Annotated in this window: 21 protein-coding genes; 8 read left to right on the forward strand and 13 right to left on the reverse strand. The window is 59.5% G+C overall.

Going from position 1 to position 25,191, the window contains the following annotated elements; all coding sequences use genetic code 11:
* Window positions 1-53: 53 nt before the first annotated feature.
* From zapE to ACQRAX_RS12740, 3 genes are all read right to left on the reverse strand, one after another.
* On the reverse strand, window positions 54-1,148 hold the full coding sequence (gene zapE / locus ACQRAX_RS12730; RefSeq protein WP_412039815.1) for a cell division protein ZapE: 1,095 nt from the start codon (window positions 1,146-1,148) through the stop codon (window positions 54-56).
* A gap of 82 nt (window positions 1,149-1,230) precedes the next feature.
* Entirely contained in the window at window positions 1,231-2,580 is a 1,350-nt protein-coding gene (locus tag ACQRAX_RS12735; RefSeq protein ID WP_412039816.1) for a tryptophan--tRNA ligase, read from the reverse strand.
* A 24-nt stretch (window positions 2,581-2,604) separates the two neighbouring features.
* On the reverse strand, window positions 2,605-3,240 hold the full coding sequence (locus ACQRAX_RS12740) for an alpha/beta hydrolase (protein ID WP_412039817.1): 636 nt from the start codon (window positions 3,238-3,240) through the stop codon (window positions 2,605-2,607).
* A gap of 138 nt (window positions 3,241-3,378) precedes the next feature.
* On the opposite strand from ACQRAX_RS12740, the gene ACQRAX_RS12745 reads away from it, so the two are divergent.
* Window positions 3,379-3,813, forward strand: a complete 435-nt coding sequence (locus ACQRAX_RS12745; RefSeq protein WP_412039818.1) for a YhcB family protein — start codon at window positions 3,379-3,381, stop codon at window positions 3,811-3,813.
* A 129-nt stretch (window positions 3,814-3,942) separates the two neighbouring features.
* Here the strand turns inward: ACQRAX_RS12745 and mdeB are convergent, their stop codons facing one another.
* A complete protein-coding gene (gene mdeB, locus ACQRAX_RS12750) occupies window positions 3,943-6,642 on the reverse strand; it encodes an alpha-ketoglutarate dehydrogenase (RefSeq protein WP_412039819.1) in 2,700 nt (899 codons plus the stop codon).
* A gap of 37 nt (window positions 6,643-6,679) precedes the next feature.
* A complete protein-coding gene (locus ACQRAX_RS12755) occupies window positions 6,680-7,876 on the reverse strand; it encodes a methionine gamma-lyase (protein ID WP_412039820.1) in 1,197 nt (398 codons plus the stop codon).
* A gap of 127 nt (window positions 7,877-8,003) precedes the next feature.
* On the opposite strand from ACQRAX_RS12755, the gene ACQRAX_RS12760 reads away from it, so the two are divergent.
* Entirely contained in the window at window positions 8,004-8,483 is a 480-nt protein-coding gene (locus ACQRAX_RS12760; RefSeq protein WP_412039821.1) for an Lrp/AsnC family transcriptional regulator, read from the forward strand.
* A gap of 947 nt (window positions 8,484-9,430) precedes the next feature.
* Here the strand turns inward: ACQRAX_RS12760 and cysN are convergent.
* The 3 genes from cysN to ACQRAX_RS12775 form a co-directional block, all read right to left on the reverse strand.
* Window positions 9,431-11,332 carry a sulfate adenylyltransferase subunit CysN gene (gene cysN / locus ACQRAX_RS12765; RefSeq protein ID WP_412039822.1) on the reverse strand — a complete coding sequence of 634 codons (1,902 nt, stop codon included), beginning with the start codon at window positions 11,330-11,332 and terminating at the stop codon, window positions 9,431-9,433.
* A 14-nt stretch (window positions 11,333-11,346) separates the two neighbouring features.
* Window positions 11,347-12,264 (reverse strand): sulfate adenylyltransferase subunit CysD, encoded by a 918-nt coding sequence (gene cysD / locus ACQRAX_RS12770; protein WP_045183597.1) that lies wholly within the window; start codon window positions 12,262-12,264, stop codon window positions 11,347-11,349.
* A 136-nt stretch (window positions 12,265-12,400) separates the two neighbouring features.
* A complete protein-coding gene (locus ACQRAX_RS12775) occupies window positions 12,401-13,159 on the reverse strand; it encodes a Nif3-like dinuclear metal center hexameric protein (protein WP_412039823.1) in 759 nt (252 codons plus the stop codon).
* A 234-nt stretch (window positions 13,160-13,393) separates the two neighbouring features.
* On the opposite strand from ACQRAX_RS12775, the gene algW reads away from it, so the two are divergent.
* Window positions 13,394-14,551 (forward strand): Do family serine endopeptidase AlgW, encoded by a 1,158-nt coding sequence (gene algW, locus ACQRAX_RS12780; RefSeq protein WP_412039824.1) that lies wholly within the window; start codon window positions 13,394-13,396, stop codon window positions 14,549-14,551.
* A gap of 38 nt (window positions 14,552-14,589) precedes the next feature.
* On the opposite strand, the gene ACQRAX_RS12785 is transcribed toward algW, so the two are convergent.
* The 4 genes from ACQRAX_RS12785 to ACQRAX_RS12800 form a co-directional block, all read right to left on the reverse strand.
* Window positions 14,590-15,354 carry an amino acid ABC transporter ATP-binding protein gene (locus ACQRAX_RS12785; protein WP_412039825.1) on the reverse strand — a complete coding sequence of 255 codons (765 nt, stop codon included), beginning with the start codon at window positions 15,352-15,354 and terminating at the stop codon, window positions 14,590-14,592.
* A gap of 10 nt (window positions 15,355-15,364) precedes the next feature.
* Complete coding sequence (locus ACQRAX_RS12790; RefSeq protein WP_412039826.1) at window positions 15,365-16,462, reverse strand: amino acid ABC transporter permease; 1,098 nt, start codon at window positions 16,460-16,462, stop codon at window positions 15,365-15,367.
* 10 nt (window positions 16,463-16,472) lie between these two features.
* Window positions 16,473-17,651 carry an amino acid ABC transporter permease gene (locus ACQRAX_RS12795; protein WP_412039827.1) on the reverse strand — a complete coding sequence of 393 codons (1,179 nt, stop codon included), beginning with the start codon at window positions 17,649-17,651 and terminating at the stop codon, window positions 16,473-16,475.
* Window positions 17,652-17,718: 67 nt separating this feature from the next.
* Window positions 17,719-18,747, reverse strand: coding sequence for an amino acid ABC transporter substrate-binding protein (locus tag ACQRAX_RS12800; RefSeq protein ID WP_412039828.1), 1,029 nt, complete (start codon window positions 18,745-18,747; stop codon window positions 17,719-17,721).
* A 336-nt stretch (window positions 18,748-19,083) separates the two neighbouring features.
* Here ACQRAX_RS12800 and ACQRAX_RS12805 point away from each other — a divergent pair, with 336 nt between their 5' ends.
* The 5 genes from ACQRAX_RS12805 to ACQRAX_RS12825 all read left to right on the forward strand — a co-directional run bounded on the left by ACQRAX_RS12805 (window position 19,084) and on the right by ACQRAX_RS12825 (window position 24,194).
* Window positions 19,084-19,740: an alpha/beta hydrolase gene (locus ACQRAX_RS12805; RefSeq protein ID WP_412039829.1), complete on the forward strand. Its 657-nt coding sequence runs from the start codon at window positions 19,084-19,086 to the stop codon at window positions 19,738-19,740.
* A 102-nt stretch (window positions 19,741-19,842) separates the two neighbouring features.
* Window positions 19,843-21,276, forward strand: coding sequence for an ATP-dependent RNA helicase RhlB (rhlB, locus tag ACQRAX_RS12810; RefSeq protein WP_412039830.1), 1,434 nt, complete (start codon window positions 19,843-19,845; stop codon window positions 21,274-21,276).
* A 125-nt stretch (window positions 21,277-21,401) separates the two neighbouring features.
* Window positions 21,402-22,352 carry an ornithine cyclodeaminase family protein gene (locus tag ACQRAX_RS12815; protein WP_412039831.1) on the forward strand — a complete coding sequence of 317 codons (951 nt, stop codon included), beginning with the start codon at window positions 21,402-21,404 and terminating at the stop codon, window positions 22,350-22,352.
* A 10-nt stretch (window positions 22,353-22,362) separates the two neighbouring features.
* Window positions 22,363-23,493, forward strand: coding sequence for an NAD(P)/FAD-dependent oxidoreductase (locus ACQRAX_RS12820; protein ID WP_412039832.1), 1,131 nt, complete (start codon window positions 22,363-22,365; stop codon window positions 23,491-23,493).
* Between the two features lie 74 nt (window positions 23,494-23,567).
* Complete coding sequence (locus tag ACQRAX_RS12825) at window positions 23,568-24,194, forward strand: helix-turn-helix transcriptional regulator (RefSeq protein ID WP_412039833.1); 627 nt, start codon at window positions 23,568-23,570, stop codon at window positions 24,192-24,194.
* A gap of 26 nt (window positions 24,195-24,220) precedes the next feature.
* On the opposite strand, the gene ACQRAX_RS12830 is transcribed toward ACQRAX_RS12825, so the two are convergent.
* Window positions 24,221-24,994: an ABC transporter substrate-binding protein gene (locus tag ACQRAX_RS12830; protein ID WP_412039834.1), complete on the reverse strand. Its 774-nt coding sequence runs from the start codon at window positions 24,992-24,994 to the stop codon at window positions 24,221-24,223.
* Between the last annotated feature and the right edge of the window lie 197 nt (window positions 24,995-25,191).

The following is a 25,191-nucleotide window of genomic DNA, read 5'->3' on the forward strand; positions in this document are numbered from 1 at the left end:
TGCTTGCCTCCACTTGCAGCTTGAAGCTTGAAGCTTGAAACTTGCAGCTGCTTCTATGGCCTATGCGCCCGCGACAGGAATTCGTGGGATTGCATTTCCAGCAAACGGCTGAGGGTCCGCTGGAATTCGAAGGTCAGGCGACCCCCGGTGTACAAATCCTTGAGCTCAACTTCAGCCGAGATGATCAGCTTGACGTTGCGGTCATAGAATTCGTCGACCATGTTGATGAAACGCCGGGCGATGTCATCGGTGGCCACGCTCATCTGCTCAACGTCGCTAAGCAGCACGGCATGAAAGATCTTGCCCAGTTCGATGTAATCGTTCTGGCTACGCGGGCCGTCGCACAGCTCACGGAAATCGAACCAGGCGACGTCATCACAGGTGCGCAAGGCACGGATTTCACGGTTTTCGATCATCAGTACATCGTTTTCCACCGCCTGGGTACACTCTGGCGTCAGCGCCTTGAAGCTCTTGCGCAAACTTTCGTGTGCCGCAGCATCCAGCGGGAAGTGGAACAGTTCGGCCTGCTCCAGGTGACGCAGGCGATAGTCGACGCCGCTGTCGACGTTGACGATTTCGGTGTTCTGCTTGATCAGGGCGATCGCCGGCAGGAAGCGTGCACGCTGCAGGCCGTCCTTGTACAAGCCATCAGGAACGATGTTGGAGGTGGCCACCAGGGTCACGCCGTTCTTGAACAGCTCCTCCATCAAGGTGCCGAGGATCATCGCGTCGGTAATGTCGGAGACGAAGAATTCGTCGAAGCAGATAACGCGCGCCTCGTCGGAAAAACGCTTGGCGATGACGGTCAGCGGGTTCTTCTCGCCCTTGAGGGTTTTCATTTCCTCATGCACGCGCTTCATGAAGCGATGGAAGTGCGTCCGCACCTTCTGCTTGAACGGCAGCGCCTCGAAGAAAGTATCGACCAGGTAGGTCTTGCCGCGCCCTACCCCACCCCAGAAATACAAGCCTTTGACCGGTGCCTGCGCCTTCTTGCCGAACAACTTGCCGAACACGCCAGGCTTGTTGTTCTGCGCCGCGATCAGATCGTCGTACAGGCGCTGCAGATGACGCACCGCTGTTTCCTGCGCCGCATCATGGAAGAATTCGGGACGTTTCAGATCTGCTTGATATCGTTCTAGGGGCGTCATAATTCGTTAGCAAGGTAACAAAAACGGGCCGTCACTGTAGCGACGGCCCTGGAGAATGGCAATCAGACTTGCGTCAGACCGTTTAGTCTTGCTGCGGTTGCAACGCTACACGCAGGCTGTCGATAGCGGCATCGCGTGCAGCCTCATCGGCAAGCTCCGGGCCGTCGGCAACGCACTGACCTTCCAGCCACAGGCTGAAGCCCAGGCCTTCAGCACGCACGTCCAGCTCACCGCCCTGTTGCAACTGCTTACTCACCGCGCCAGCAGTCTTGCCATCGGCGAAATTGCGCGACAGCAGCAATTGCTCGCCGTCGGCGGCCAGCAGGCGGAAGCGGAAGCTGCCGTCGTCTTCACGGAAGCTGACAAAGCGCGCGGCCTTGGCCGCCTTCTTCTTCACCTGGGCAGGCCCCTGCTCGATGCTGCGGAACGAACGCAGGCCAACCGCTTCACGCAGTTGCTCAAGAAACGGCGTGGCCACCTTGCGGGCTTTTTGCGCACCGGCCAGCAAGATGTCTTCAAGATCGGCCGGACGGCTGATCAGCTGGTGATAACGCTCGCGAGGCTCGCTCAACTGGCCATCGAGCAACTGGAACAAACGCTGCTTGGCTTCGCCCCAGCCCAGCCCTTGCAGCAGTTCACTGCGGAACTCGTCGGCTTGTGCCAGGGTAGCGAAGGCCTGGAACAGGGTGAACAGGTGCGAGTTGTCCGGGTCTTTGGCTTCACCCGGAGCGCGCGAGTCGGTGACGATACGCGAGATGGCATCTTTCATGTCCTTGGCGCTGGTGAACAACGGGATGGTGTTGTCATAGCTCTTGGACATCTTGCGCCCGTCAAGACCTGGCAAGGTCGCCACGCTCTCTTCGATCAGCGCTTCGGGCATGGCAAAGAATTCCTTGCCCTGGCCGAACAGGTGGTTGAAGCGCTGGCCGATGTCGCGGGCCATCTCCACGTGCTGGATCTGGTCACGACCGACCGGCACCTTGTTGGCATTGAACATCAGAATGTCGGCGGCCATCAGCACCGGATAGCTGTACAGGCCCATGCTGATGCCGGCATCCGGGTCTTCACCGCTCTCGACGTTCTTGTCCACCGAGGCTTTGTAGGCGTGTGCACGGTTAAGCAAGCCCTTGGCCGCGACGCAGGTCAGCAGCCAGGTCAGCTCGGGAATTTCGGGGATGTCGGACTGGCGATAGAAAGTCACTCGTTCCGGGTCCAGGCCACCGGCCAGCCAGGTCGCGGCGATTTCCAGACGCGAGCGCTGGATGCGCTGCGGGTCATCGCATTTGATCAGGGCGTGGTAGTCGGCCAGGAAGTAGAACGAGTCGACACCTGGCTCACGGCTGGCGAGAATCGCCGGGCGAATGGCACCGGCGTAGTTGCCCAGGTGAGGCGTGCCCGTGGTGGTGATACCGGTAAGGATGCGCGTAGTCATGGGTAATCGCTTATCAGGCTTGTATCAGTTCGAAAGGCGCGGCAGCACCAGTTCCTTGAGGTCGGTGAGCTTGCCATGGAAAAAGTGTCCGCATTCTGCCACTTTCAGCAGCTCATGGGGGCGCGTGAGTGCGTCAGACCAGTCGTAGACCCGCTGCGGATCAATCACTTCGTCGGTTTCCGGCTGGATCACGCTGAGGGCGCAGGCCTGTGGCAAGGCGTCGTGATCCTTCAGGCGCATCACCGCTGGGGCGACCATGAACAGTTGCTTGAGCGCCACTCCCTGAGCCTCCAGGCGGCCGCCAAGGCTGGCGGCGACAAAGCCACCGAAGGAAAAACCCATCAGCGTCAGGGGCAGATCTGCATGCTGTGCCAGCAGCCAGGTAGCTGCGGCCTGAGCATCGTCCACTTCACCGCTGCCCATGTCATGGCTGCCGGCACTGGCGCCGACGCCGCGGTAATTGAAGCGCAAGGTAATGTAACCGGCATCGCGGGCAGTGCGTTGCAGCATCGACACCACTTTGTTGGTCATGGTCCCGCCCTGCACCGGGTTGGGGTGACACAGCAGCACCACGCCGCGTGGCTCGGCGACATCCAGGTACAGGGCTTCCAGTTGGCCGACCGGGCCATCGATGAATACGGGGGTTTCGCGGATAAGCAAGGATAAACTCCGTGACCTCGGAAAGGGTCGACTCGTCTAGCTGAATGATTCTGTCTGAGATATTTGCGATCGTTCGCGGTATACAGCGCAGGTCCGAGCCGTTAACGTAAAGCAAAGCCGTTTATAGAGGAAGGACTCGTGGAACTCTCGCTCTTAGTTTGGTTGTTGCCGACCCTGGCCCTCGTCGTGGGTGTCGTCGTTGGTTTCCTGGTCGCCCGTCTGCTGCCCAATGCCGCGCCGAGCAGCACCCAGCGGCAGTTGGATGATATCCAGGAACGCTTCGACAGCTACCAGAATGAGGTGGTTACCCACTTCAACAGCACGGCTGCACTGGTCAAGAAACTGACTCAAAGTTACCAGGAAGTTCAGGACCACCTGGCCGAAGGCGCCAACCGCCTGGCCCTGGACGAACTGACCCGCCAGCGCCTGCTGGCCTCACTGCACTCGGAAGCGGCCCAGGCTCCGCGTGATCGCCTGACTCCACCCAAGGACACCGAGGTGCCACGCGACTACGCACCAAAAGCGCCGAACTCGCCAGGCATGCTCGATGAGCATTACGGGCTCAAGCGCTGAAAACACAAACCCCGCCGATTGGCGGGGTTTTTTTATGGTTCTTCACGGAATCTCGAGATCAATCGGCCAAGGGCTTTCTCTGTTCGCCCCTGCATTCGGTGGAGATGACCAAGGAGTTGGTGGCCGCTGCTAGCCGTTCCAAGGCGCCGCGCCCGCCCTTTGGCCATAACGCTCCAAGGCCTGATCCAGCACTCGCCGCTCAAGCCCACCCTGACGCACCAGGCTATGCAAACTGGCCAGCACGATACTGAAGCGGTCCACTTCGAAAAACCGCCGTAACTGCTGACGGGTATCACTGCGGCCAAAACCATCGGTACCCAGCGTGGTGTAAGGCGCCTGCACATACTCCGCAATCAACTGTGGCCAGGCACGCACGTAGTCAGTGGCGGCAATCACCGGCGCACTGCCGTTCAGGCAGCGCTCGACATGGCTGACCTCAACATGGCCCTGCCCTAGCCGACTGGCGCGATCAACATCCCGCGCCTCTCGCGCCAATTCGCTGAAGCTGGTGACGCTGAACACTTCACTCGCAATCTGCCAATCACTGGCCAGCAACTCACTGGCAGCAATGACCTCGCGCAAAATCGCACCCGAGCCAAGCAAGCGCACCTGCCCTTGAGCATCCGCTACCCGCTGTTCGACATAACGGTACATGCCGCGCAACACCTCTTCATGCACCTGCGCTGGCAGGGAAGGCTGTGGATAGTTTTCGTTCATGATCGCCACATAGTGAAACTCGTCGCGCTGCTCGCTGAGCATGCGCCGCGCGGCATGCTCGAGAATCACCGCCAGCTCGCCGGCAAAGCACGGCTCCCAGGCCCGGCAGTTGGGCACCATCGAGGCCATCACCAGGCTCGAACCATCCTGGTGCTGCAAACCCTCCCCGCCCAACGTCGTGCGCCCGGCCGTAGCGCCCAGCAGCAAACCGCGGGCACGCTGGTCGGCGGCCGCCCAGATCAGGTCGCCGACACGCTGGAAGCCAAACATCGAGTAATAGATGTACACCGGCAGCATCGGCTCACCGTGTACCGCGTAGGAAGTTGCCGCTGCGACCCAGGAGGAAATCGCCCCTGCCTCGGTAATGCCTTCTTCAAGCAGTTGGCCATCGCGGGCTTCTTTGTACGACAGCAGCGAGCCGGCGTCCTCAGGCTCATAGCATTGGCCCTGAGGTGAGTAGATGCCGATTTGACGGAACAGGCTGGCCATGCCGAAGGTACGCGCCTCATCGGCGACGATCGGCACCACGCGCGGCCCCAGTTCCGGTGCCTTTAGCCAAGCGCTGAGCATGCGCACCGCAGCCATGGTGGTGGACATTTCCTTGCCATCAGCCTGCAAGGCAAAACCGCCCATCGTCTCCAGCGCGGGCACCGGTACCGAGGGAGCGTCGGCGCGTCGAGCAGGCAATGGGCCTCCGAGTGTTGTGCGGCGCTCACGCAAATAACGCATTTCCGGGCTGTCGTCGGCCGGGCGGTAAAACTGCAGTTGCTCGACCTGAGTGTCGCTGAGCGGTAGATGAAAGCGATCACGAAACGCCAGCAAAGCCTGCACGTCGAGCTTCTTGGCCTGGTGTGCAGTCATCCGCGACTCACCGGCGCTGCTCATGCCATAACCTTTCTTGGTCTTGGCCAGAATCACCGTCGGCCGCCCTTTGCAGGCCTTGGCCGCAGCGAAGGCGGCGTACAGCTTGCGAAAATCGTGACCACCGCGCTTGAGCGCGTTGATCTCGGCAGAGCCCATGTGTTCGACCAGTTTCTGCAGGGCCGGATGCTGGTTGAAGAAGTGTTCAAGGTTGTAGGCGCCGTCCTTGGCACCGAGGTTCTGGAACTGGCCATCGGGTGTCGCCGCCAGTTGACGTAACAAGACGTGCTCACTGTCGCGGGCAAACAATGCATCCCACTCCGAGCCCCAGAGCACCTTGATCACATTCCAGCCAGCACCACTGAACAGTGCCTCAAGCTCCTGAATGATCTGACCGTTGCCACGTACCGGGCCATCCAGGCGCTGCAGGTTGCAGTTGACCACAAAGGTGAGGTTATCCAGCTGTTCACGCGCCGCCAGGGTCAGGCCGGCAATGGATTCCGGTTCATCCATCTCGCCGTCACCGAACACGCCCCAGACATGCCGGGCGCTGGTGTCGAGCAGTTGGCGGTTGTGCAGGTAGCGCATGAAGCGCGCCTGGTAGATGGCATTGATCGGCCCGATGCCCATTGACCCTGTTGGAAATTGCCAGAAATCGGGCATCAACCAAGGGTGCGGGTAAGAGCACAGGCCATTGCCTGCGACCTCCTGGCGGTAACTGGCCAATTGCTCGGCACTGAGCCGCCCTTCAAGAAACGCCCGCGCATAAATGCCTGGCGCCGAATGCGGTTGGAAGAACACCAGGTCGGCGGTTCGTGGCCCGGCCCCGGACTCACCGCGAAAGAAATGCTGAAAGCCGACCTCGAAAATTTCCGCTGCCGAGGCATAACTGGCGATGTGCCCGCCCAGGTCACCATAGGCGTGGTTGGCGCGCATCACCATGGCCAGGGCGTTCCAGCGCAGCAGGCTGGTGATCCGCTCATCAAGCTCCAGATCGCCGGGGTAGCCCCCCTGCTGCTCCACAGACAAGGTATTGCGGTACGCCGAAAAAGCCTGCACGCCGCGCTCCACGCCCAGTTCGCGGGCATGAGCTTCTAGCTGTTCAAGCAGAAACCGCGCGCGTTCAGGGCCGCAGTGCTGCAGGGTCGAATCCAGAGCGTCGAGCCATTCGGCGGTTTCACCCGGATCACTGTCAGCCTGTGGATCGTCACCGAGGCGCTGCGGTACACCCTCACCTGACACAAGGCTCATCATTGCCACCATTGCGTTGACCTCTTCCTTGGCGGTTTCAGGCACAGGCCTTGAGGGCCTGCTCGATATCGGCCAGCAGGTCTTCGATATCTTCAAGACCGACCGACAGCCGGACCAAACCTTCGGAGATGCCGTATTGCGCACGCTCCTCAGGGGTATAGCTGGAATGGGTCATGCTTGCCGGGTGCTGGGCCAGGGATTCAGCATCGCCGAGACTGACGGCACGGCTGAACAACTGCAGGGCATTCATGAAGCGGCGACCGGCGCTGATCCCGCCCTTGAGTTCGAAGGCGATCATGCCGCCAGGCAAACGCATCTGCCGCTGGGCCAAATCGTATTGAGGGAAATTGGTCAGGCCGGGATAATTGATCAGCTCCACTGCAGGATGCTGCAGCAGGTACTCAGCAATTGTCTGGGCGTTGCTGCAATGGCGTTCCATGCGCAAGGCCAGGGTTTTCATGCCACGCATCAGCAACGCGGCGTCTTGCGGTGACATGACCGCGCCGGTCATGTCTTTGAGCCCTTCGAGTCGCACCCGATCAACCAGCGCCTTGCGCCCGACCACCAGGCCGGCCGTAATGTCGCCATGGCCGCTGAGGTATTTGGTCGCCGAATGCACCACCAGGTCGGCGCCCAGTTCCAGCGGGCGCTGCAGGTACGGCGTGCAGTAGGTGCTGTCGACCACCACGGTGATGTCGCGCTGGTGGGCAAGTTTCGCTACCGCGGCGATATCGGCCATCTGCATGTTCGGGTTGGCCGGGGTTTCGAAGTAGATCACTTTGGTGTGTTCGCTGATCGCGTTTTCCAACGCTTGCAGGTCGGTCATATCGATATGCCGGACCTTGACCCCGAACTCACCGATACCGTGGTGCAGGAAGGCAAAGGTACAACCATACAAGGTACGCCCAACCAACACTTCATCACCGGGTCGTAGCAGGGTCCATAACGTGGCAGTGATCGCGCCCATTCCCGACGCCAGTGCCAGCCCGGCTTCCCCCCCCTCAAGCGAAGCCATGCGCTCTTCCAGCAAGGCCAGAGTGGGGTTGGAAATACGTGTATAGAAATATCCGCCCTGCTCGCCGGCAAAGCAGGCTGCGCCGTACTCAACCGTAGGAAATGCGAACGTGGCGGTCTGGTAGACCGGCGGAACCAGTGAGCCGTGGTTGGCCAATGGGTCGTAACCGTGGTGGATGGCACGGGTAGCAAAACCTGAATCCTTGGTGGAGCCGCTCATGACAACAGCCTCTTGTGGTTTGTTATAAGCTTATGCCACTGAGGTGCTGATTTTTTTCCAAATACAACCACTGCTGACGGTGGTTATTAACAAGAAAACCACGAATTCAGGCCACGGAGGGCAAATCATGCCTACCGCCATCGACCGTACCGACCGCGCCCTATTGGCGGCCCTGCAAGACAACGCGCGACTGACCATTTCCGAGCTGGCCGATACTGTCGCGCTGACCACTTCGCCGTGCTGGCGGCGGGTCAAACTGCTTGAAGAGAACGGCTACATCACCGGCTACCAGGCCGTGCTTTCACCCAAGGCATTGGGCTTTGGCGTGACGGCGTTCGTCAGCATCATGATGGACTCGCATTCCAAAGACATGGCCCGGGCCTTTGAGCAGCGGCTGATGGAAATTCCCGAGATCGTCGCCTGCCACAACATCTCTGGGCGTTATGACTTCTTGCTGGAGATTCTGGCGCGGGACCTGGAGTCGTTTGGTGAGTTTGCCAGGGAGGTGCTGCAAACCTTGCCAGGGGTGAAGGAGATCTACTCGAGCTTCTCGTTCAAGGCGGTGAAGGAGAAGCGGGTGATTCCGGTGTCGGAGAAGCATATTTGAATACAAACACGACCATCTGGAAAAACATTTGTAGATACTCATGCTCACCGGGAGAGTGACATCTTACGTAAAAGCCGCTTTGGCCTACAGTGAAATGGGAAGCATAGATATTTCCTCACTACTCGCACCGAGAGATCATTGCACCCTCCCGGCGCGAGGCAGTGACACCAAACGATATATATTGATTATTATCACAATTACCTTGTCCGCATGCAGCAATGGACGATTTACGCTAACCGAACCACTTTACGAACGACAATTCAAATGTGATATGGACAAAAATATGCAACTGTGCAACAGAGACAACTAAAAATCCCAAGTATAGACTGAAAAATTAAAGAGCTCTTTGTAAGGCTTAGGTTTTGGGATCCGTCCTGGAACAAAATCGGTCCGCGCCCAACGGACATCAACTGATCGCTGATCATATATGACCAGACTCCCATCATCCCGAAGAACCAGGCAGTTATTGTACCAATAGGTTTTATCACTCGCATGAGTGCTCTCGGCTATCTATAACCTTCCTCTGGAAGAATCATATAAATAACCAGAGTTACTCACTACAAAGTGTGTTTTTTCGCGCATCTTCTTTCTATTGATCAGTCTTACTGAACGGCTATCTAGCATCAGCCACCCAGATCAGTTTTCCATCCTGCTCAACCATTAAGTTTCCGTCAGATCTCAAGCGGCAATAATATCTTCCATTTTCGGATCTCAGAAACTGACCTGGCGAAAGCGTTTGATTAGGGGGTAGGAGCATTGAGCCTGTGCTCTGAAAGTTGGTGTACTTAACAGGCATTGCGAACCTCATCATTTATTCAATGAGATTTCAAAATACGGCTCAGCTGAAAAATACTGCGGTAAACATATACTTCACCACCTGCACAGGTACTTTTGTCTTGACAACAAAAAACCCCACCAAGGTGGGGTTTTTTGTTCATCCGCAATGCTTAGATCGCGCCACGCTTACGCAGCAGCTCCAGCACCTGCTTGACACCCTCTTCCACGCTGACGTTCTGGGTATCGACCACCAGGTCGGCATCCAGCGGCACGTCATACGGGAAGCTTTCGCCAGGGATGTTGTCGCCACCAGCAGCATACAAGCCCTGCGGGTCGCGTTCACGGCAGGCCATTGGCGAGGCCTGGACGTATACGGTGATCAGACGCTCCTTGCCGATCAGGGCCTTGGCCTGTTCACGGCCTTCGGCATCCGGGGCAACGAAGGCAGCCAGGGTCAGCAGGCCAGCTTCGTTGAACTGACGCGCCACGTGAGCAGCACGACGCCAGTTCTCGGTACGCCCGGCACGGTCCTGTGGCAGACCTTTGTTCAGGTCGTGACGCAGGTTCTGGCCATCGAGCACATACACTGCACGGCCCATGTCAAACAGTTTGCGCTCCACCGCGTAAGCCAAGGTGCTCTTGCCCGCGCCCGACAGGCCGCTGAACAGCACGGTGGCCGGTTGCTGGCCAAAACGCAGGGCACGCTCTGCAGTGTCAACGTGAGCCAGCTTGCCGTGCTGACCGACGGTGCCGTGTGGCACTACCGGAGGCGCGATGATCATGCCGGCACCCACGGTGCCGTTGGTCAGGCGGTCGATGACAATGAAGGCACCGGTGGTGCGGTTGCTGTCATAGCCGTCCAGGGCGATCGGCGCGTCGAGGCTGACCTTGACCTTGCCGATTTCATTCAGTTGCAGAGCACTGGCAGCGCCCTGCTCCAAGGTGTTCACATCAACCTTGTGAGCGATGCTGGCAATCGAGCCCGGCACATAGCTGGTGGCGCGCTTGATGTCGTATTTCTTGCCCGGCAACATCGGCTCTTCAGCCATCCACACCAGCATGGCGTCGAACTGATCGGTTACCTGCGGAACGTTGTCGGCATGTACCAGCAGATCGCCACGGGAGATGTCGATTTCATCTTCCATGGTCAGGGTCACGGCCTGGCCTGGGCCGGCGTTTTCCAGCTCACCTTCGAAGGTGACAATGGATTTGACCCGGCTGCTCTTGCCCGATGGCAGCACGACGATCTCGTCGCCCTTGTGCACCACGCCACTGGCCAGGGTGCCGGCAAAGCCACGGAAGTTCAGGTTCGGACGGTTGACGTACTGCACCGGGAAACGCAAGTCGGTAAAGTTGCGATCGGCAGCCACTTCAACGGTCTCGAGGATTTCCATCAGCGCCGGGCCGGTGTACCACGGCGAACGCTCGCTGCGGTTGACCACGTTGTCGCCCTTGAGCGCCGACATCGGCACAAAGTGCAGGCTGCTCGGGGCCATGTTGATGGCTTCGGCAAACTGCAGGTAGTCGGCCTTGATGCTGTCGAACACGCCCTCATCGAAGCCCTTGAGGTCCATCTTGTTCACCGCCACGACGATGTGCTTGATGCCCAACAGGGAAGCGATGTAGCTGTGGCGACGGGTCTGGGTCTGCACGCCGTAACGGGCATCGACGAGGATGATCGCCAGGTCACAGGTGGAGGCACCGGTGGCCATGTTGCGGGTGTACTGCTCGTGGCCTGGGGTGTCGGCGATGATGAATTTGCGTTTGGCGGTGGAGAAGTAGCGGTAGGCCACATCAATAGTGATGCCCTGCTCCCGCTCAGCCTGCAGGCCGTCGACCAGCAACGCCAGGTCGATATCGTCACCGGTAGTGCCGACTTTCTTCGAATCGCGGGTGATGGCTTCCAGATGGTCTTCGTAGATCATCTTCGAGTCGTGCAGCAGGCGCCCGATCAGGGTGCTCTTGCCGTCATCAACGTTCCCGCAGGTCAAAAAGCGCAGCAGTTCTTTACGTTCGTGCTGGGCCAGGTAAGCGAGGATATCCTCGCTGATCAATTCCGATTGGTGCGACATGGTCTGACCCTAACTTAGAAATAGCCTTGACGTTTTTTGTCTTCCATCGAGCCTGCGCCATCGTGGTCGATGACTCGGCCCTGACGCTCGGACGTACGGGTCAGGAGCATTTCCTGAATGATGTCCGTAAGGCTTTCGGCCTCGGACTCCACCGCCCCCGTCAACGGGTAGCAGCCAAGGGTACGGAAGCGAACTTTCTTTTTGACGATGCGGGCTTTTTCTTCATCCGAGAGGTGCTCAAGGATGCGCTGGTCATCGATCATGATCAGGGTGCCGTTCTTCTCGATCACTTCGCGCTCGGCAGCGAAGTACAGCGGCACAATCGGGATGCCTTCGAGGTAGATGTACTGCCAGATGTCCAGCTCGGTCCAGTTCGACAGCGGGAAGACGCGAATCGATTCGCCCTTGTTGACTTTGCCGTTGTAGACGTTCCACAGCTCCGGGCGCTGGTTTTTCGGGTCCCAGCGGTGCTTGCTGTCGCGGAACGAGTACACACGTTCTTTGGCCCGCGACTTCTCTTCGTCGCGCCGCGCACCACCGAAGGCAGCATCGAAGCCGTACTTGTCGAGCGCCTGCTTGAGGCCCTCGGTCTTCATGATGTCGGTGTGTTTGGCACTGCCGTGAGTGAACGGGTTGATGCCCTGGGCAATGCCGTCCGGGTTCACGTGAGTGATCAACTCCAGGCCCATTTCCTCGACCATCTTGTCGCGGAAGCTGTACATCTCCTGGAATTTCCACTGGGTGTCGACGTGCATCACCGGAAACGGCAACTTGCCCGGAAAGAAGGCTTTGCGTGCCAGGTGCAGCATCACGGCCGAATCCTTGCCGATCGAGTACAGCATCACCGGGTTATCGAACTCAGCGGCCACCTCACGAATGATGTGGATGCTCTCCGCCTCCAACTGTTTCAAATGCGTCAGTTTGTCGACCATGGCTACTCACGGATATACGATCTTATGGACGGCCAGCGGGCCGTGTTCGAGCGGGTCACTTTATCACAGCACTCGAGTCTATCCAGGCAGCCAACTAGAACGAAACAGTATAAGAATATGCCCTGCCGTTTTAGCCTCAGATCGGGTTCGGACAGTCGATAAACAGGTGCTCCAGGGCGAAACGCCGGGCCAGATAGTCGCCCAATGCCTGCACGCCGTAGCGCTCAGTGGCATGGTGACCGGCGGCGATAAAACTGATGCCGTTTTCCCGGGCGCTGTGGAAGGTCTGCTCCGACGCTTCGCCACTGAGGAACAGGTCGACACCGGCAGCAATCGCCTGATCGATGTAGCCCTGCCCGCCACCGGTACACCAGCCAACCCGGCGAATGACTTGATCACCCTCGATCAACAGCGGTTCGCGGCCCATGACCTCTTGCACCTTGCGGGCAAAGTCGCGCGCCGACATCGGCTCGGCCAATGAACCGACCAGGCCGACGACACGCAGGTTGTCCGGGTCGAGCGGGCCCTCGACGGTAATGTCGAGCTGGCGCGCCAACTGGACGTTGTTGCCCACTTCCGGGTGCAGATCCAGTGGCAGGTGATAGGCCAGCAAACTCAGGTCATTGTTGAGCAAGGTCTTCAGACGACGTTGCTTCATGCCGGTGATGCACGGGTTCTCGCCTTTCCAGAAATAGCCATGGTGCACCAGCACCAGGTCGGCATCGGCTTCGACCGCCGCGTCCAGCAGCGCTTGGCTGGCCGTGACGCCACTGACGATGCGGGTGACTTGCGGCCGCCCTTCTACCTGCAGGCCATTAGGGCAGTAATCCTGGATTTTTGCGCTGCCAAGGTAGCGTTCGGCTTCCTCGACCAGGGTGCTCAGGGCAACAGCCATGAAAAGACTCCTCAAATTCGCAGTTCAGCGCGGCACAAGGCCCCGTATAATGACCGCCATTATGGGCCGTCGCCGGGTTTGGGGAAACCGACGGCGGTTGCCTGGGGGCCCGCACGCTGTAGCAATGGCTCGACGCGATTTAACAGTTCCTGCACGGCTTCTGCCGCAGTATGATCGCGCGCGCTCGCTCCCACGCAGTTATACGGCCCTCTGCCCACTCCCAGGATTCGTTCAATGTTCAAGGCTTTGCGTTACTTTGGCTGGCCGCTGCTGGTCGGCGTGTTGATCGCCATGCTGATCATCCAGCGCTTTCCGCAATGGGTCGGTTTGCCCAGCCAGGACGTCAACCTGCAACAGGCACCGCAAACCTCGCGCATCATGCAGGGCCCAGTGTCTTATGCCGACGCGGTGAGCATTGCCGCCCCCGCGGTAGCCAACCTGTACACCACCAAGGTGGTCAACAAGACCGCTCACCCGCTGTTCGAAGATCCGCAGTTCCGCCGTTTCTTCGGCGACAACCTGCCCAAGCAACGGCGCTGGGAGTCGAGCCTGGGCTCGGCGGTGATCATGAGCCCGGAAGGCTACCTGCTGACCAACAACCATGTGACCTCCGGTGCCGATCAGATCGTGGTGGCACTCAAGGACGGTCGCGAAACCCTGGCACGGGTGATCGGTAGCGACCCGGAAACCGACCTGGCGGTGCTCAAAATCGATCTGAAGAACCTGCCGTCGATCACCATCGGCCGCTCCGACAGCATTCATATCGGCGACGTCGCCCTGGCCATCGGTAACCCCTTTGGTGTCGGCCAGACGGTGACCATGGGCATCATCAGCGCCACCGGCCGCAACCAGCTGGGCCTGAACAACTATGAAGACTTCATTCAGACCGACGCGGCGATCAACCCGGGCAACTCCGGTGGTGCACTGGTGGATGCCAACGGCAACCTGACCGGTATCAACACGGCGATCTTCTCCAAGTCTGGTGGCTCCCAAGGCATCGGCTTTGCCATTCCGACCAAACTGGCCCTGGAAGTGATGAAGTCGATCATCGAGCACGGTCAGGTGATCCGTGGCTGGCTTGGGATCGAAGTGCAGCCGCTGAGCCAGGAACTGGCTGAGTCGTACGGCATGCAAGGGCGTCCGGGTATCGTCGTGGCGGGCATCTTCCGCGACGGTCCGGCGCAGAAGGCCGGCCTGCAGCTGGGTGATGTGATCCTCAGCATCAACGGCGAACCGGCCGGTGACGGTCGTCGTTCGATGAACCAGGTGGCGCGGATCAAACCCAACGACAAGGTGGCGATCCAGGTTATGCGCAATGGCAAAGAGCTGAAGCTGACCGCTGAGATCGGCCTGCGTCCACCGCCTGCACCAGCGGCCAAAGAAGAAGAGTGATCCGTTAAAATCAGGGCTGCGCAGCAGCCCCAATAGTGTCAGTGCAGAATCTGACTAAGAAACAACTTGGTCCGCTCGTTCTGCGGCCGGTCGAAGAAGTCGTCCGGCGCCGCCTGTTCAACGATCTCGCCTTTGTCCATAAAGATCACCCGGTTCGCCACGGTGCGGGCAAAACCCATCTCGTGGGTCACACAGAGCATGGTCATGCCGTCTTCCGCCAGGCTGACCATGGTGTCGAGTACTTCCTTGACCATCTCCGGATCTAGCGCCGAGGTGGGTTCATCAAACAACATGATCTTCGGCTTCATGCACAGCGCCCGGGCAATCGCCACACGCTGCTGCTGACCACCAGACAGCTGCCCAGGAAACTTGTTGGCCTGCTCCGGAATCCGCACCCGCTCCAGGTAGTGCATGGCGATTTCCTCGGCCTTGCGCTTGGGCAGCTTGCGCACCCACATTGGTGCCAGGGTGCAGTTCTGCAGGATGGTCAGATGCGGAAACAGATTGAAATGCTGGAATACCATGCCGACTTCACGGCGGATCGCTTCGATCTGCTTGAGGTCGTTGGTCAGCTCCACACCATCGACCACGATGCGGCCCTGCTGATGCTCTTCCAGACGGTTGAGGCAGCGAATGGTGGTGGATTTGCCCGATCCCGACGGGCCACACAGAACGATTCGCTCGCCCTGGCGCACGTTGAGATTGATGTCCTTGAGCACGTGGAACTGGCCGTACCACTTGTTCACGCCCTGCATCTGAATAATGCCTTCAGGGCTCACAGGCTGTTTGATCGCTTCACTCATGGGAATACTCCTAACGCTTGTGGCCTGTGTCCAGCTTGCGCTCCAGATGCATGGAGTAGCGGGACATACCGAAACAGAAAATCCAGAAAACCAGGGCGGCGAACACATAGCCCTCGGTCGCCATGCCCAGCCAGGTCGGGTCGGCAGCGGCTTGTTTGACACTATTGAGCAGGTCGAACAGGCCGATGATGATCACCAGGCTTGTGTCCTTGAACAGGGCAATGAAGGTGTTGACGATGCCAGGAATCACCAGCTTCAGGGCTTGCGGCAGAATCACCAGGCCCATCGCACGCCAGTAGCCCAGGCCCATTGCTGCGGCCGCTTCGTACTGGCCCTTGGGAATGGCTTGCAAGCCACCGCGCACCACTTCGGCGATGTACGCTGACTGGAACAGGATCACCCCGATCATCGCCCGCAACAGCTTGTCGAAGCTCATGCCTTCAGGCAGGAACAACGGCAACATCACCGACGACATGAACAGCACGGTGATCAGCGGCACGCCTCGCCAGAACTCGATGAAGGTCACACACACCACCTTCACCGCCGGCATGTTCGAACGCCGCCCCAGCGCCAACAAAATGCCCAACGGCAAGGCGCCGACGATACCCACGGTGGCGATCACCAGCGTCAGCATCAGCCCGCCCCATTTGTTGGTCGGCACCGTGTCCAGGCCCAGGTAGCCGCCATGCAACAGGGTGTAAGCAACAATCGGGTACAGCACCAGGAAGCTCAGGCCATAGATCGCCTTGCGCGGGAAGCGCGCAATGAACAAGGGCGCCGCACCGATCACCGCCAGCCACACGGTCAGATCAACGCGCCAACGCAGTTCACTCGGGTAGTAGCCATACATGAACTGACCGAAACGCTGCTGGATGAACACCCAGCAGGCACCTTCCTTGGTGCAGTCGGCACGGGTGGTGCCGACCCAGTTGGCGTCAAAGATCGACCATTGCAGCAGCGGCGGCACGATCAGCCAGACCAGGTACAAGGCCAACAACGTAAGCAGGGTGTTGAGCCAGCTGGAGAACAGGTTGGCGCGCATCCACGCCAGCACACCAACGGTTTTCACTGGCGGCGGCATATCGGGTTTGAAAACATGGGTTGTCATGCGCGTGTCCTCACCGTTCGATCAGCGCAATGCGCTTGTTGTACCAGTTCATCAGCAGAGAAATACTGATGCTGATCGCCAGGTAAACGCTCATGGTGATGGCAATCACCTCGATAGCCTGACCGGTCTGGTTGAGTACAGTCCCCGCGAACAACGACACCATCTCCGGATAACCGATACCAGCCGCCAGCGACGAGTTCTTCGCCAGGTTCAGGTACTGGCTGGTCAACGGTGGAATGATCACCCGCAGCGCCTGGGGAATGATCACCTTGCGCAGCGTTGGCCCTTCACGCAGCCCCAGCGAGCGCGCCGCCTCGGTTTGGCCATAGCTCACCGAACGAATCCCCGAACGCACGATTTCAGCGATAAACGCTGCGGTGTAGATGGTCAGGGCCAAGGTCAGGGCCAGCAGTTCCGGGATCAACACCCAACCACCGACAAAGTTGAAGCCCTTGAGTTGCGGTATTTCCCAGTGAACAGGGCTGCCGAACATCAACACACTCAGCGCCGGTATCCCGAAAAACAGAAACAAACCAACCCAGAACTTGTGAAACGGCTCGCCAGTGGCCTCAAAGCGCCGGTTGGCCAACCGCACCATCAGCACAATGGCGATGATCGCCAACACCAGGCTTACAACAAATGGCCAGAATCCATCGGCCATGGAAGCGCCGGGCATGTTCACGCCGCGGTTGCTTATAAAGAAGGCATCATTGATGTTGATGCTACCCCGCGGTCCCGGCAGGGTCAGGAACACCGCAAAGTACCAGAACAGGATCTGCAACAGCGGTGGGATGTTACGGAAAGTCTCGACATACACGGTGGCGAGCTTGTTGATCATCCAGTTCGGTGACAAACGGGCCACACCGATGATGAACCCCAGCAGGGTCGCGAAGATGATGCCGATAAAGGTCACCAGCAACGTGTTGAGCAAGCCGATGACGAATACTCGTGCATAGCTGTCCTGCTCGGTGTAGGAGATCAGGTGTTGGGCGATACCAAAACCGGCACTGCGTTCAAGAAAGTCGAAACCCGAGGTGATGCCCCGGTGCTGCAGGTTGGTCTGGGTGTTGTGGAACAAGTACCAGCCCAGGCCGACCACAAAGACAATGGTGAGAATCTGAAATAGCCACGCACGCACACGTGGATCGCTCAGGGACAGGCCCTTGGGTGCGCCGATTGAATTTTGCATGTAATGCCCCGGAAAAAAGGGAACCGAACACCCTGCGACGGCCGTTCGCCGCCACAGGGTGCAGCCATCAGCGCACCGGTGGTGCGTACTGGATGCCGCCGTTGTTCCACAGGGCGTTCAGACCGCGATCGATCTGCAGCGGGGTTTCCTTACCCAGGTTCTTCTCGAAGACTTCGCCGTAGTTGCCGACCTGCTTGACGATCTGCACAACCCAGTCCTTCGGCAGCTTGAGGTCCTTGCCGTACTCACCGTCGGCGCCGAGCATCCGGGCCACGTCAGGGTTCTTGGTGGACTTGGCTTGCGCCTCGACGTTCTTCGAAGTGACGCCCATTTCTTCGGCATTGAGCATGGCGAACAGGGTCCACTTGACGATGCTGAACCACTCTTCATCGCCTTTGCGTACCACTGGGCCTAGCGGTTCCTTGGAAATGGTTTCTGGCAGTACCACGTATTCCGTCGGGGCGGCCAGCTTGGAGCGCTGTGCGTAAAGCTGCGACTTGTCCGAGGTCAGCACGTCGCAACGGCCGGATTCCAGCGACTTGGCGCTTTCATCGGAGGTATCGAAGGTGATCGGGGTGTACTTCAGGCCATTGGCACGGAAGTAGTCGGAGACGTTGAGTTCAGTGGTGGTACCGGCCTGGATGCAGATGGTTGCACCGTCCAGCTCTTTGGCGCTGGAAACACCAAGCTTTTTGTTAACCAGAAAGCCGATTCCGTCGTAATAGGTAACACCGGCGAACACCAAGCCCATACCAGCGTCACGCGAGCTGGTCCAGGTAGTGTTACGCGACAGTACATCGACTTCGCCGGACTGCAGCGCGGTGAAGCGCTCCTTGGCGTTGAGCTGACTGAACTTGACCTTGGTGGCATCACCGAACACGGCTGCGGCCACTGCGCGGCAGACGTCTGCGTCGATCCCGACGATGTTGCCCTTGGCATCCGGAACCGAGAAGCCCGGCAAGCCATCACTGACGCCACACTGAACGAAGCCCTTCTTCTGCACGGCGTCCAGGGTCGCACCTGCTTGTGCGATACCACTGATACCCAGCACGGTAGCAGCGGTAACCACTGCCAGGGTGGATTTCAACATCTTCATTCAAACCTCCAGTCTTGCTCTTATTGTGTTGAGCCGGGATTGCACCGCACCCTTATGAGGCGCATCCGACCCGTGTTGGCTTGTTTTTGGGTCAATTGGCGCAATGCGCTGTTCTGTGACAGCCTTGGGGACCGCTAACGGGTGTTACCGTCCAAAACGTGTAACCTCGCATCAGGAGTTTCATAGCAAAGCGCGTACCACACTGAGCGGCTAAAGCGATTCAGTTCCCGTCAAGAGGGAAACTTGCAGCGTTGCGACAGGTTTTTCCCGGATTTACCCGACGCGCCTTCATTTCATGCACGCAAACAAGAGCGCGCGCACTTTTTCGGAGCAGTCATGAGCCACCCATTGATTCTTGAACCACAAAAAACCACAGACGCCTGTGTGATCTGGTTGCACGGCCTTGGGGCCGACCGTTACGACTTCATGCCGGTGGCCGAAGCCCTGCAGGAAGTCTTGCTGACCACCCGGTTCGTCATGCCCCAGGCACCTACCCGCCCGGTGACCATCAACGGTGGCTATGAAATGCCCAGCTGGTACGACATCAAGGCCATGACCCCGGCGCGGGCGATCGATGAAGATCAGCTACAGGAGTCGGCGGATCAGGTGATCGCGCTGATAAAAGCCGAGCAGGCAAAAGGCATCGACCTGGCACGCATTGTCCTTGCCGGTTTTTCCCAGGGTGGCGCGGTGGTACTGCACACCGCTTATATAAAGTGGCAAGAAGCCTTGGGCGGGGTGATCGCCCTGTCGACCTATGCGCCAACCTTTATCCAGGAGCGCCAACTGAGCGCCTGTCAGCAGCGCACACCGGCGCTGTGCCTGCACGGCGTCTATGACCCAGTGGTACTGCCGGCCATGGGCCGCAGCGCCTATGAGCACCTCAAGCAGTGGGGCGTTGCCACCGAGTGGAAGGAATACCCGATGGAGCACGCGGTACTGCCGGAGGAAATCAACGATATCGGCGTCTGGCTGGCCGAACGCCTGCGCTAAAAGAACACTTCCCTGTAGTTGTCAGTGCAATCCACTACGCCGCGCCCGTTTCTTGCATTACACTGGCCGGCGTACATTCCTTAACCAATTGATGAGATGACCGTGCTCAAAGCACTCAAGAAGATGTTCGGTAAGAGCGAGGTTGAGCAACTCGCCACCGAAAGCGCTGCTCCCGTGAAGCAGCCACACGCAGCACCCAAGGCCCCTGCCCCGGCCGCCCCGCTCAAAACCGAAGTTGAGGCCGTCAAGCCGGCACGTGCCGAAAAGCCGGCCGACGCCAAACCGCGCCGTGAGCGCAAGCCAAAACCTGCAGCCTCCACCTGGAAGCTGGAAGATTTCGTGGTCGAGCCGCAAGAAGGCAAGACCCGTTTCCATGACTTCAAGCTCTCGCCCGAGCTGATGCATGCGATCCATGACCTGGGCTTTCCTTACTGCACGCCGATCCAGGCGCAGGTATTGGGTTACACCCTGAGTGGCAAGGACGCCATTGGCCGCGCCCAGACCGGCACCGGCAAGACCGCAGCGTTCCTGATTTCGATCATCTCCCAACTGCAGCAGACCCCACCGCCGAAAGAGCGCTACATGGGCGAGCCGCGTGCGCTGATCATCGCCCCGACCCGTGAACTGGTGGTGCAGATTGCCAAAGACGCTGCGGCGCTGACCAAGTACACCGGCCTTAACGTGATGACCTTCGTCGGCGGCATGGACTTCGACAAGCAGCTCAAGGCCCTCGAAGCGCGTCACTGCGACATCCTGGTTGCTACCCCTGGCCGCCTGCTGGACTTCAACCAGCGCGGTGAAGCGCACCTGGACATGGTTGAGGTGCTGGTGCTGGACGAAGCTGACCGCATGCTCGACATGGGCTTCATTCCGCAGGTTCGGCAGATCATCCGCCAGACCCCACCCAAGAGCGAACGCCAGACCCTGCTGTTCTCCGCCACCTTCACCGAAGACGTGATGAACCTGGCCAAGCAGTGGACCACCGACCCTGCGATTGTCGAGATCGAGCCCGAGAACGTTGCCAGCGAAACCGTCGAACAGCACGTCTACGCCGTGGCCGGCGCCGACAAATACAAGCTCCTGTACAACCTGGTGACCGAGAACAAATGGGAGCGGGTCATGGTCTTCGCCAACCGCAAGGATGAAGTGCGGCGCATCGAAGAACGCCTGGTACGCGACGGCGTTAATGCCGCCCAGCTCTCGGGTGACGTGCCACAGCACAAGCGCATCAAGACCCTGGAGAGTTTCCGTGAAGGCCGTATCACCGTGCTGGTCGCCACCGACGTCGCCGGTCGTGGCATTCACATCGACGGCATCAGCCATGTGATCAACTTCACCCTGCCGGAAGATCCGGACGACTACGTGCACCGTATCGGCCGTACCGGTCGTGCCGGCACCAGCGGCGTGTCGATCAGCTTCGCCGGTGAAGATGACTCCTACCAGTTGCCGGCGATTGAAGCGCTGCTGGGTCGCAAGATCAGCTGTGAAATGCCACCGACTGAATTGCTCAAGGCAGTGCCGCGCAAGCATCACTGATTGCGCGTGGGTGAAAAAGGCACCGTGGGCTCGCCCCTCGGTGCCTTTTGCATTTTCAGACCAACGATATTGCCCAAATATACAAAGAGTCCATAATAGACAAAATAGTTTATTTGGAGCCTCGTATGTCCGCGCCTCTCGTCATCGATCAACAGCACGCTCGCCAGTTGCTTACGCAAGTGGATGTTCCACAGATCCTGCGCAACCTGTTCCGTGACCTGGCGGCCGGACAAGCCGTGCAGCCACCACAGCAACTGGTAGAATTTCCGGCGGGCAAAGGCGACTTCATCAATTATGGCGGCGTGCTCGCCAACGAAGGGGTGTACGGGGTCAAGACTTCGCCTTACATCGTCCGCGAACAAGGCCCGCTGGTTAGCGCCTGGACCCTGTTGATGTCCATGGAGAGCGGCCAACCTCTGTTGCTATGCGATGCCGGTGAACTGACCACCGCGCGTACTGCGGCTACCACCGCGGTAGCGGTCGACGCCCTGGCACCGAGCAGCGTTCGCCGCCTGACCCTGATCGGCAGCGGCCCGATTGCCCGTGCGCACCTGCACTATGTCCGTGGCCTGCGTGAATGGCAGGATATCCGCCTGTATTCGCCAAGCCTGGCCGAACAAAGCGCCGCCCAGCGCCAGTCATGGCTCGACTTGGATTCACGCCTGTCGCTCTGCGACAACCTCGAAGCGGCTGTAGCGGATGCCGATGTGATCATGCTGTGCACCTCATCGGCGACTCCGGTCATCGACCCGGACAGCTTGAGCAAGCCGGCCCTGATCACCTCGATCAGCACCAACGCCGTACGCGCCCATGAGGTCCCGCCTACCAGCCTCAGCGCCATGGACGTGTACTGCGACTACCGCCTGACCACACCGGGCAGCGCCGGTGAGATGCGCATCGCCGCCGAGCAGCATGGCTGGCAAGCCGAAGCCATCGTCGGCGACCTGGCGCAGCTGTTGAGCGGTCAGGTCCCGGCCCCGAGTTACCAACGTCACGCCTTCTTCCGCTCCATCGGCCTGGGCCTGGAAGACATCGCCCTGGCCAACGCCTTGTACCGTTTGCAGCGCGCCGACTGAGGAGACTTTCATGCAACAGGCTGATTTCATCATCATTGGCGCCGGCATTGCGGGGGCCTCGACTGGCTATTGGCTAGCACGTCACGGACGAGTGTTGCTGCTCGAGCGCGAATCGCACCCCGGTTACCACTCCACGGGCCGTTCGGCAGCGCTGTACACCGCCGCCTATGGCACCCCGCAGGTGCGGGCGCTGACCTTGGCCAGCCGTGAGTTTTTCGATCACCCGCCCGCAGGCTTTGCCGAGCACCCCCTGCTCAGCCTGCGCGGCGAAATGACCGTCGACCTCACGGGCGACCCTGAAGAACTGCAGCGTCAGTACCAGAGTGCCAAGGCCTGTGTGCCGGAAGTCGAACTGCTCAGCGCCGACCAGGCCTGCGCCCGCCTCCCGGTGCTGCGCCGCGACAAAGTCCACGGTGCGCTCTACGACCCAAGCGCCAGCGATATCGATACCGATGCCCTGCACCAAGGCTACCTGCGCGGTATTCGTCGCCAGCAAGGCGAGGTGCACAGCGATTGCGAAGTCCAGCAGCTGAGCCGTGCTGACGACGGCCTCTGGCAAGTGCAAACCAGCCGCGGCACCTTCAGTGCGCCGGTACTGATCAACGCCGCCGGTGCCTGGGCTGACCAGATCGGCGTCCTGGCCGGTGCCCAGCCGCTTGGCCTGCAACCCAAGCGGCGCGCTGCCTTTATCTTCGCCGCCCCCGAGGGCATCGACAGCCATGCCTGGCCGATGCTGGTGAGCCTCGATGAATCGTTCTACATGAAACCCGACGCCGGCATGCTGCTCGGCTCGCCGGCCAATTCCGACCCGGTCGACCCGCATGACGTGCAGCCCGAAGAGTTGGACATAGCCATGGGTATCTTTCAGATCGAAGAAGCCACCAACCTGAGCATTCGCCGTCCCACCCGTACCTGGGCCGGGCTGCGCAGCTTTGTCGCCGATGGCGATCTGGTGGCCGGCTTCGACCCCAACGTGCCCGGCCTGTTCTGGGTCGCGGCCCAGGGCGGCTACGGTATCCAGACCTCCCCCGCCATGGGTCAGGCCAGCGCCGCTCTGGTACGTGGCGAAGACCTGCCCGAGGCCCTCAAAGGGTTTGGCCTGAACGCCGAGATGTTGTCCCCGCGCCGCCTGCACAGGTGACGCCCCGCCGCGATTGCGGCACACTCGCAGCGCCCTTGTGCCAAGGGCGCTGACACCGCCTGGAGCCTGCCTGAATGTCGACACCTCGCCGCGACCCTGTCCTGGACAATTACCGGGCCATCGCCGATGCCATTGCCACCTTGTTCTTTCCCCACGCCGAGGTGGTGCTGCACGACCTGCGCAGCCAGAAGATCGACTACATCGCCAATAACCTGTCCAAACGCGAGATTGGTGATGATGCCGCGCTGGAAGACATGCTCGAGACCGGCAGCGAGGAAACCAACATCGGCCCCTACGAGAAACTCAACTGGGACGGGCAGAAAATCCGCTCATTGAGTACCGTATTGCGCAATGAGGCCGGTACGCCACTGGCGGTGCTGTGTATCAACCTGAACATTTCCCTGTTCGAGAATGCCAAGGCCGCGCTGGACCTGTTCCTGTCACCGAGCAAGCTGATCCCCCAGCCTGATGCGCTGTTTCGCGACGACTGGCAGGAGCGTATCAACACCTTTCTCAACAACTGGCTGCGTCAGCGCCAGCTGAGCCTGAACCTGCTGACCCGCGAGCACAAACGTGAACTGGTGCTAGCCCTGCACGCCGAAGGCGCCTTCAAGGGCAAGAGTGCGGCCAACTACGTGGCCAATGTACTGGGGATGGGGCGGGCGACGGTGTACAAACACCTGAAGGAACTCAAGGCCTGAATCGCTCCAGGCCTTGAGCGCGGCGATCAATCGCCGTAGATGTCGGACTTGAAGTACTTCGACTGGATCTTTTGATACTCGCCATTGGCCCGCAGTGCGTCGATGGCGCTGTTGAGCTGACTGACCAGTTCGCCATTGCCCTTGCGTACCGCGATGCCGGCGCCTTCACCGACGTATTTCGGGTCTTTGAGCTCGGGACCGGTGAAGGCATAGTCCGCGCCGCGCGGCATCGACAGGAAGTCATCCAGCGGAATGGTATCGGCGAAAATCGCATCAACGCGACCGGATGCCAGGTCCATGTAGATTTCTTCGTTGTTGCTGTAGCGCTTGATGGTAATGCCTTTGGGTTCGAGCACTTCAGTGGCATAGCGATCGGTGGTGGTGGCGCGCTGCACACCGACGGTCTTGCCCTTGAGGGCGGCATACTGGTCATCGACCACCGCGCCCTTCTTCATCACCAGCCGCGACGAGGTGAAGTAGTACTTGTGGGTGAAATCCACCGACTTCTTGCGCTCGTCAGTGATGGTCATCGACGACAGTGCGGCGTCGATCTTCTTCACCTTCAACGACGGGATCAGGCCATCGAACTCCACCTCGGTCCATGCACACTTGACCTGCATCTGCGCGCATAAAGCGTTGCCGATGTCGTAGTCGAAGCCGACGATCTCACCTTTGTCGTTTTTCGAGGCGAAGGGGGGATAAGCGGCTTCAATGCCAATGCGCAAGGTTTTCTCGGCGGCGAACAGGCTGCTGGCCAACAGGCTCAGGGCCAGACCGCTGATCAGGGTGAACTTCTTCATGCTGGGTCTCTCTCGCTCGTTGTTGGAGGTGTGTTGCAAGACAGAGGGAAAGGGGTAGGCACGGGTCGGCCTGGAATTATTTTGTACTTATAATTCCATACTGGACTTTTCCGTATAAAAACACAACATCGAAGTACAGTGCCGTAGCCGCTGCCGACAGGCTGCGATCGGGCGTATAACGGCCGTTATTCAGGCCC

Source organism: Pseudomonas sp. UM16 (assembly GCF_050312595.1).
Taxonomy (GTDB): domain Bacteria; phylum Pseudomonadota; class Gammaproteobacteria; order Pseudomonadales; family Pseudomonadaceae; genus Aquipseudomonas.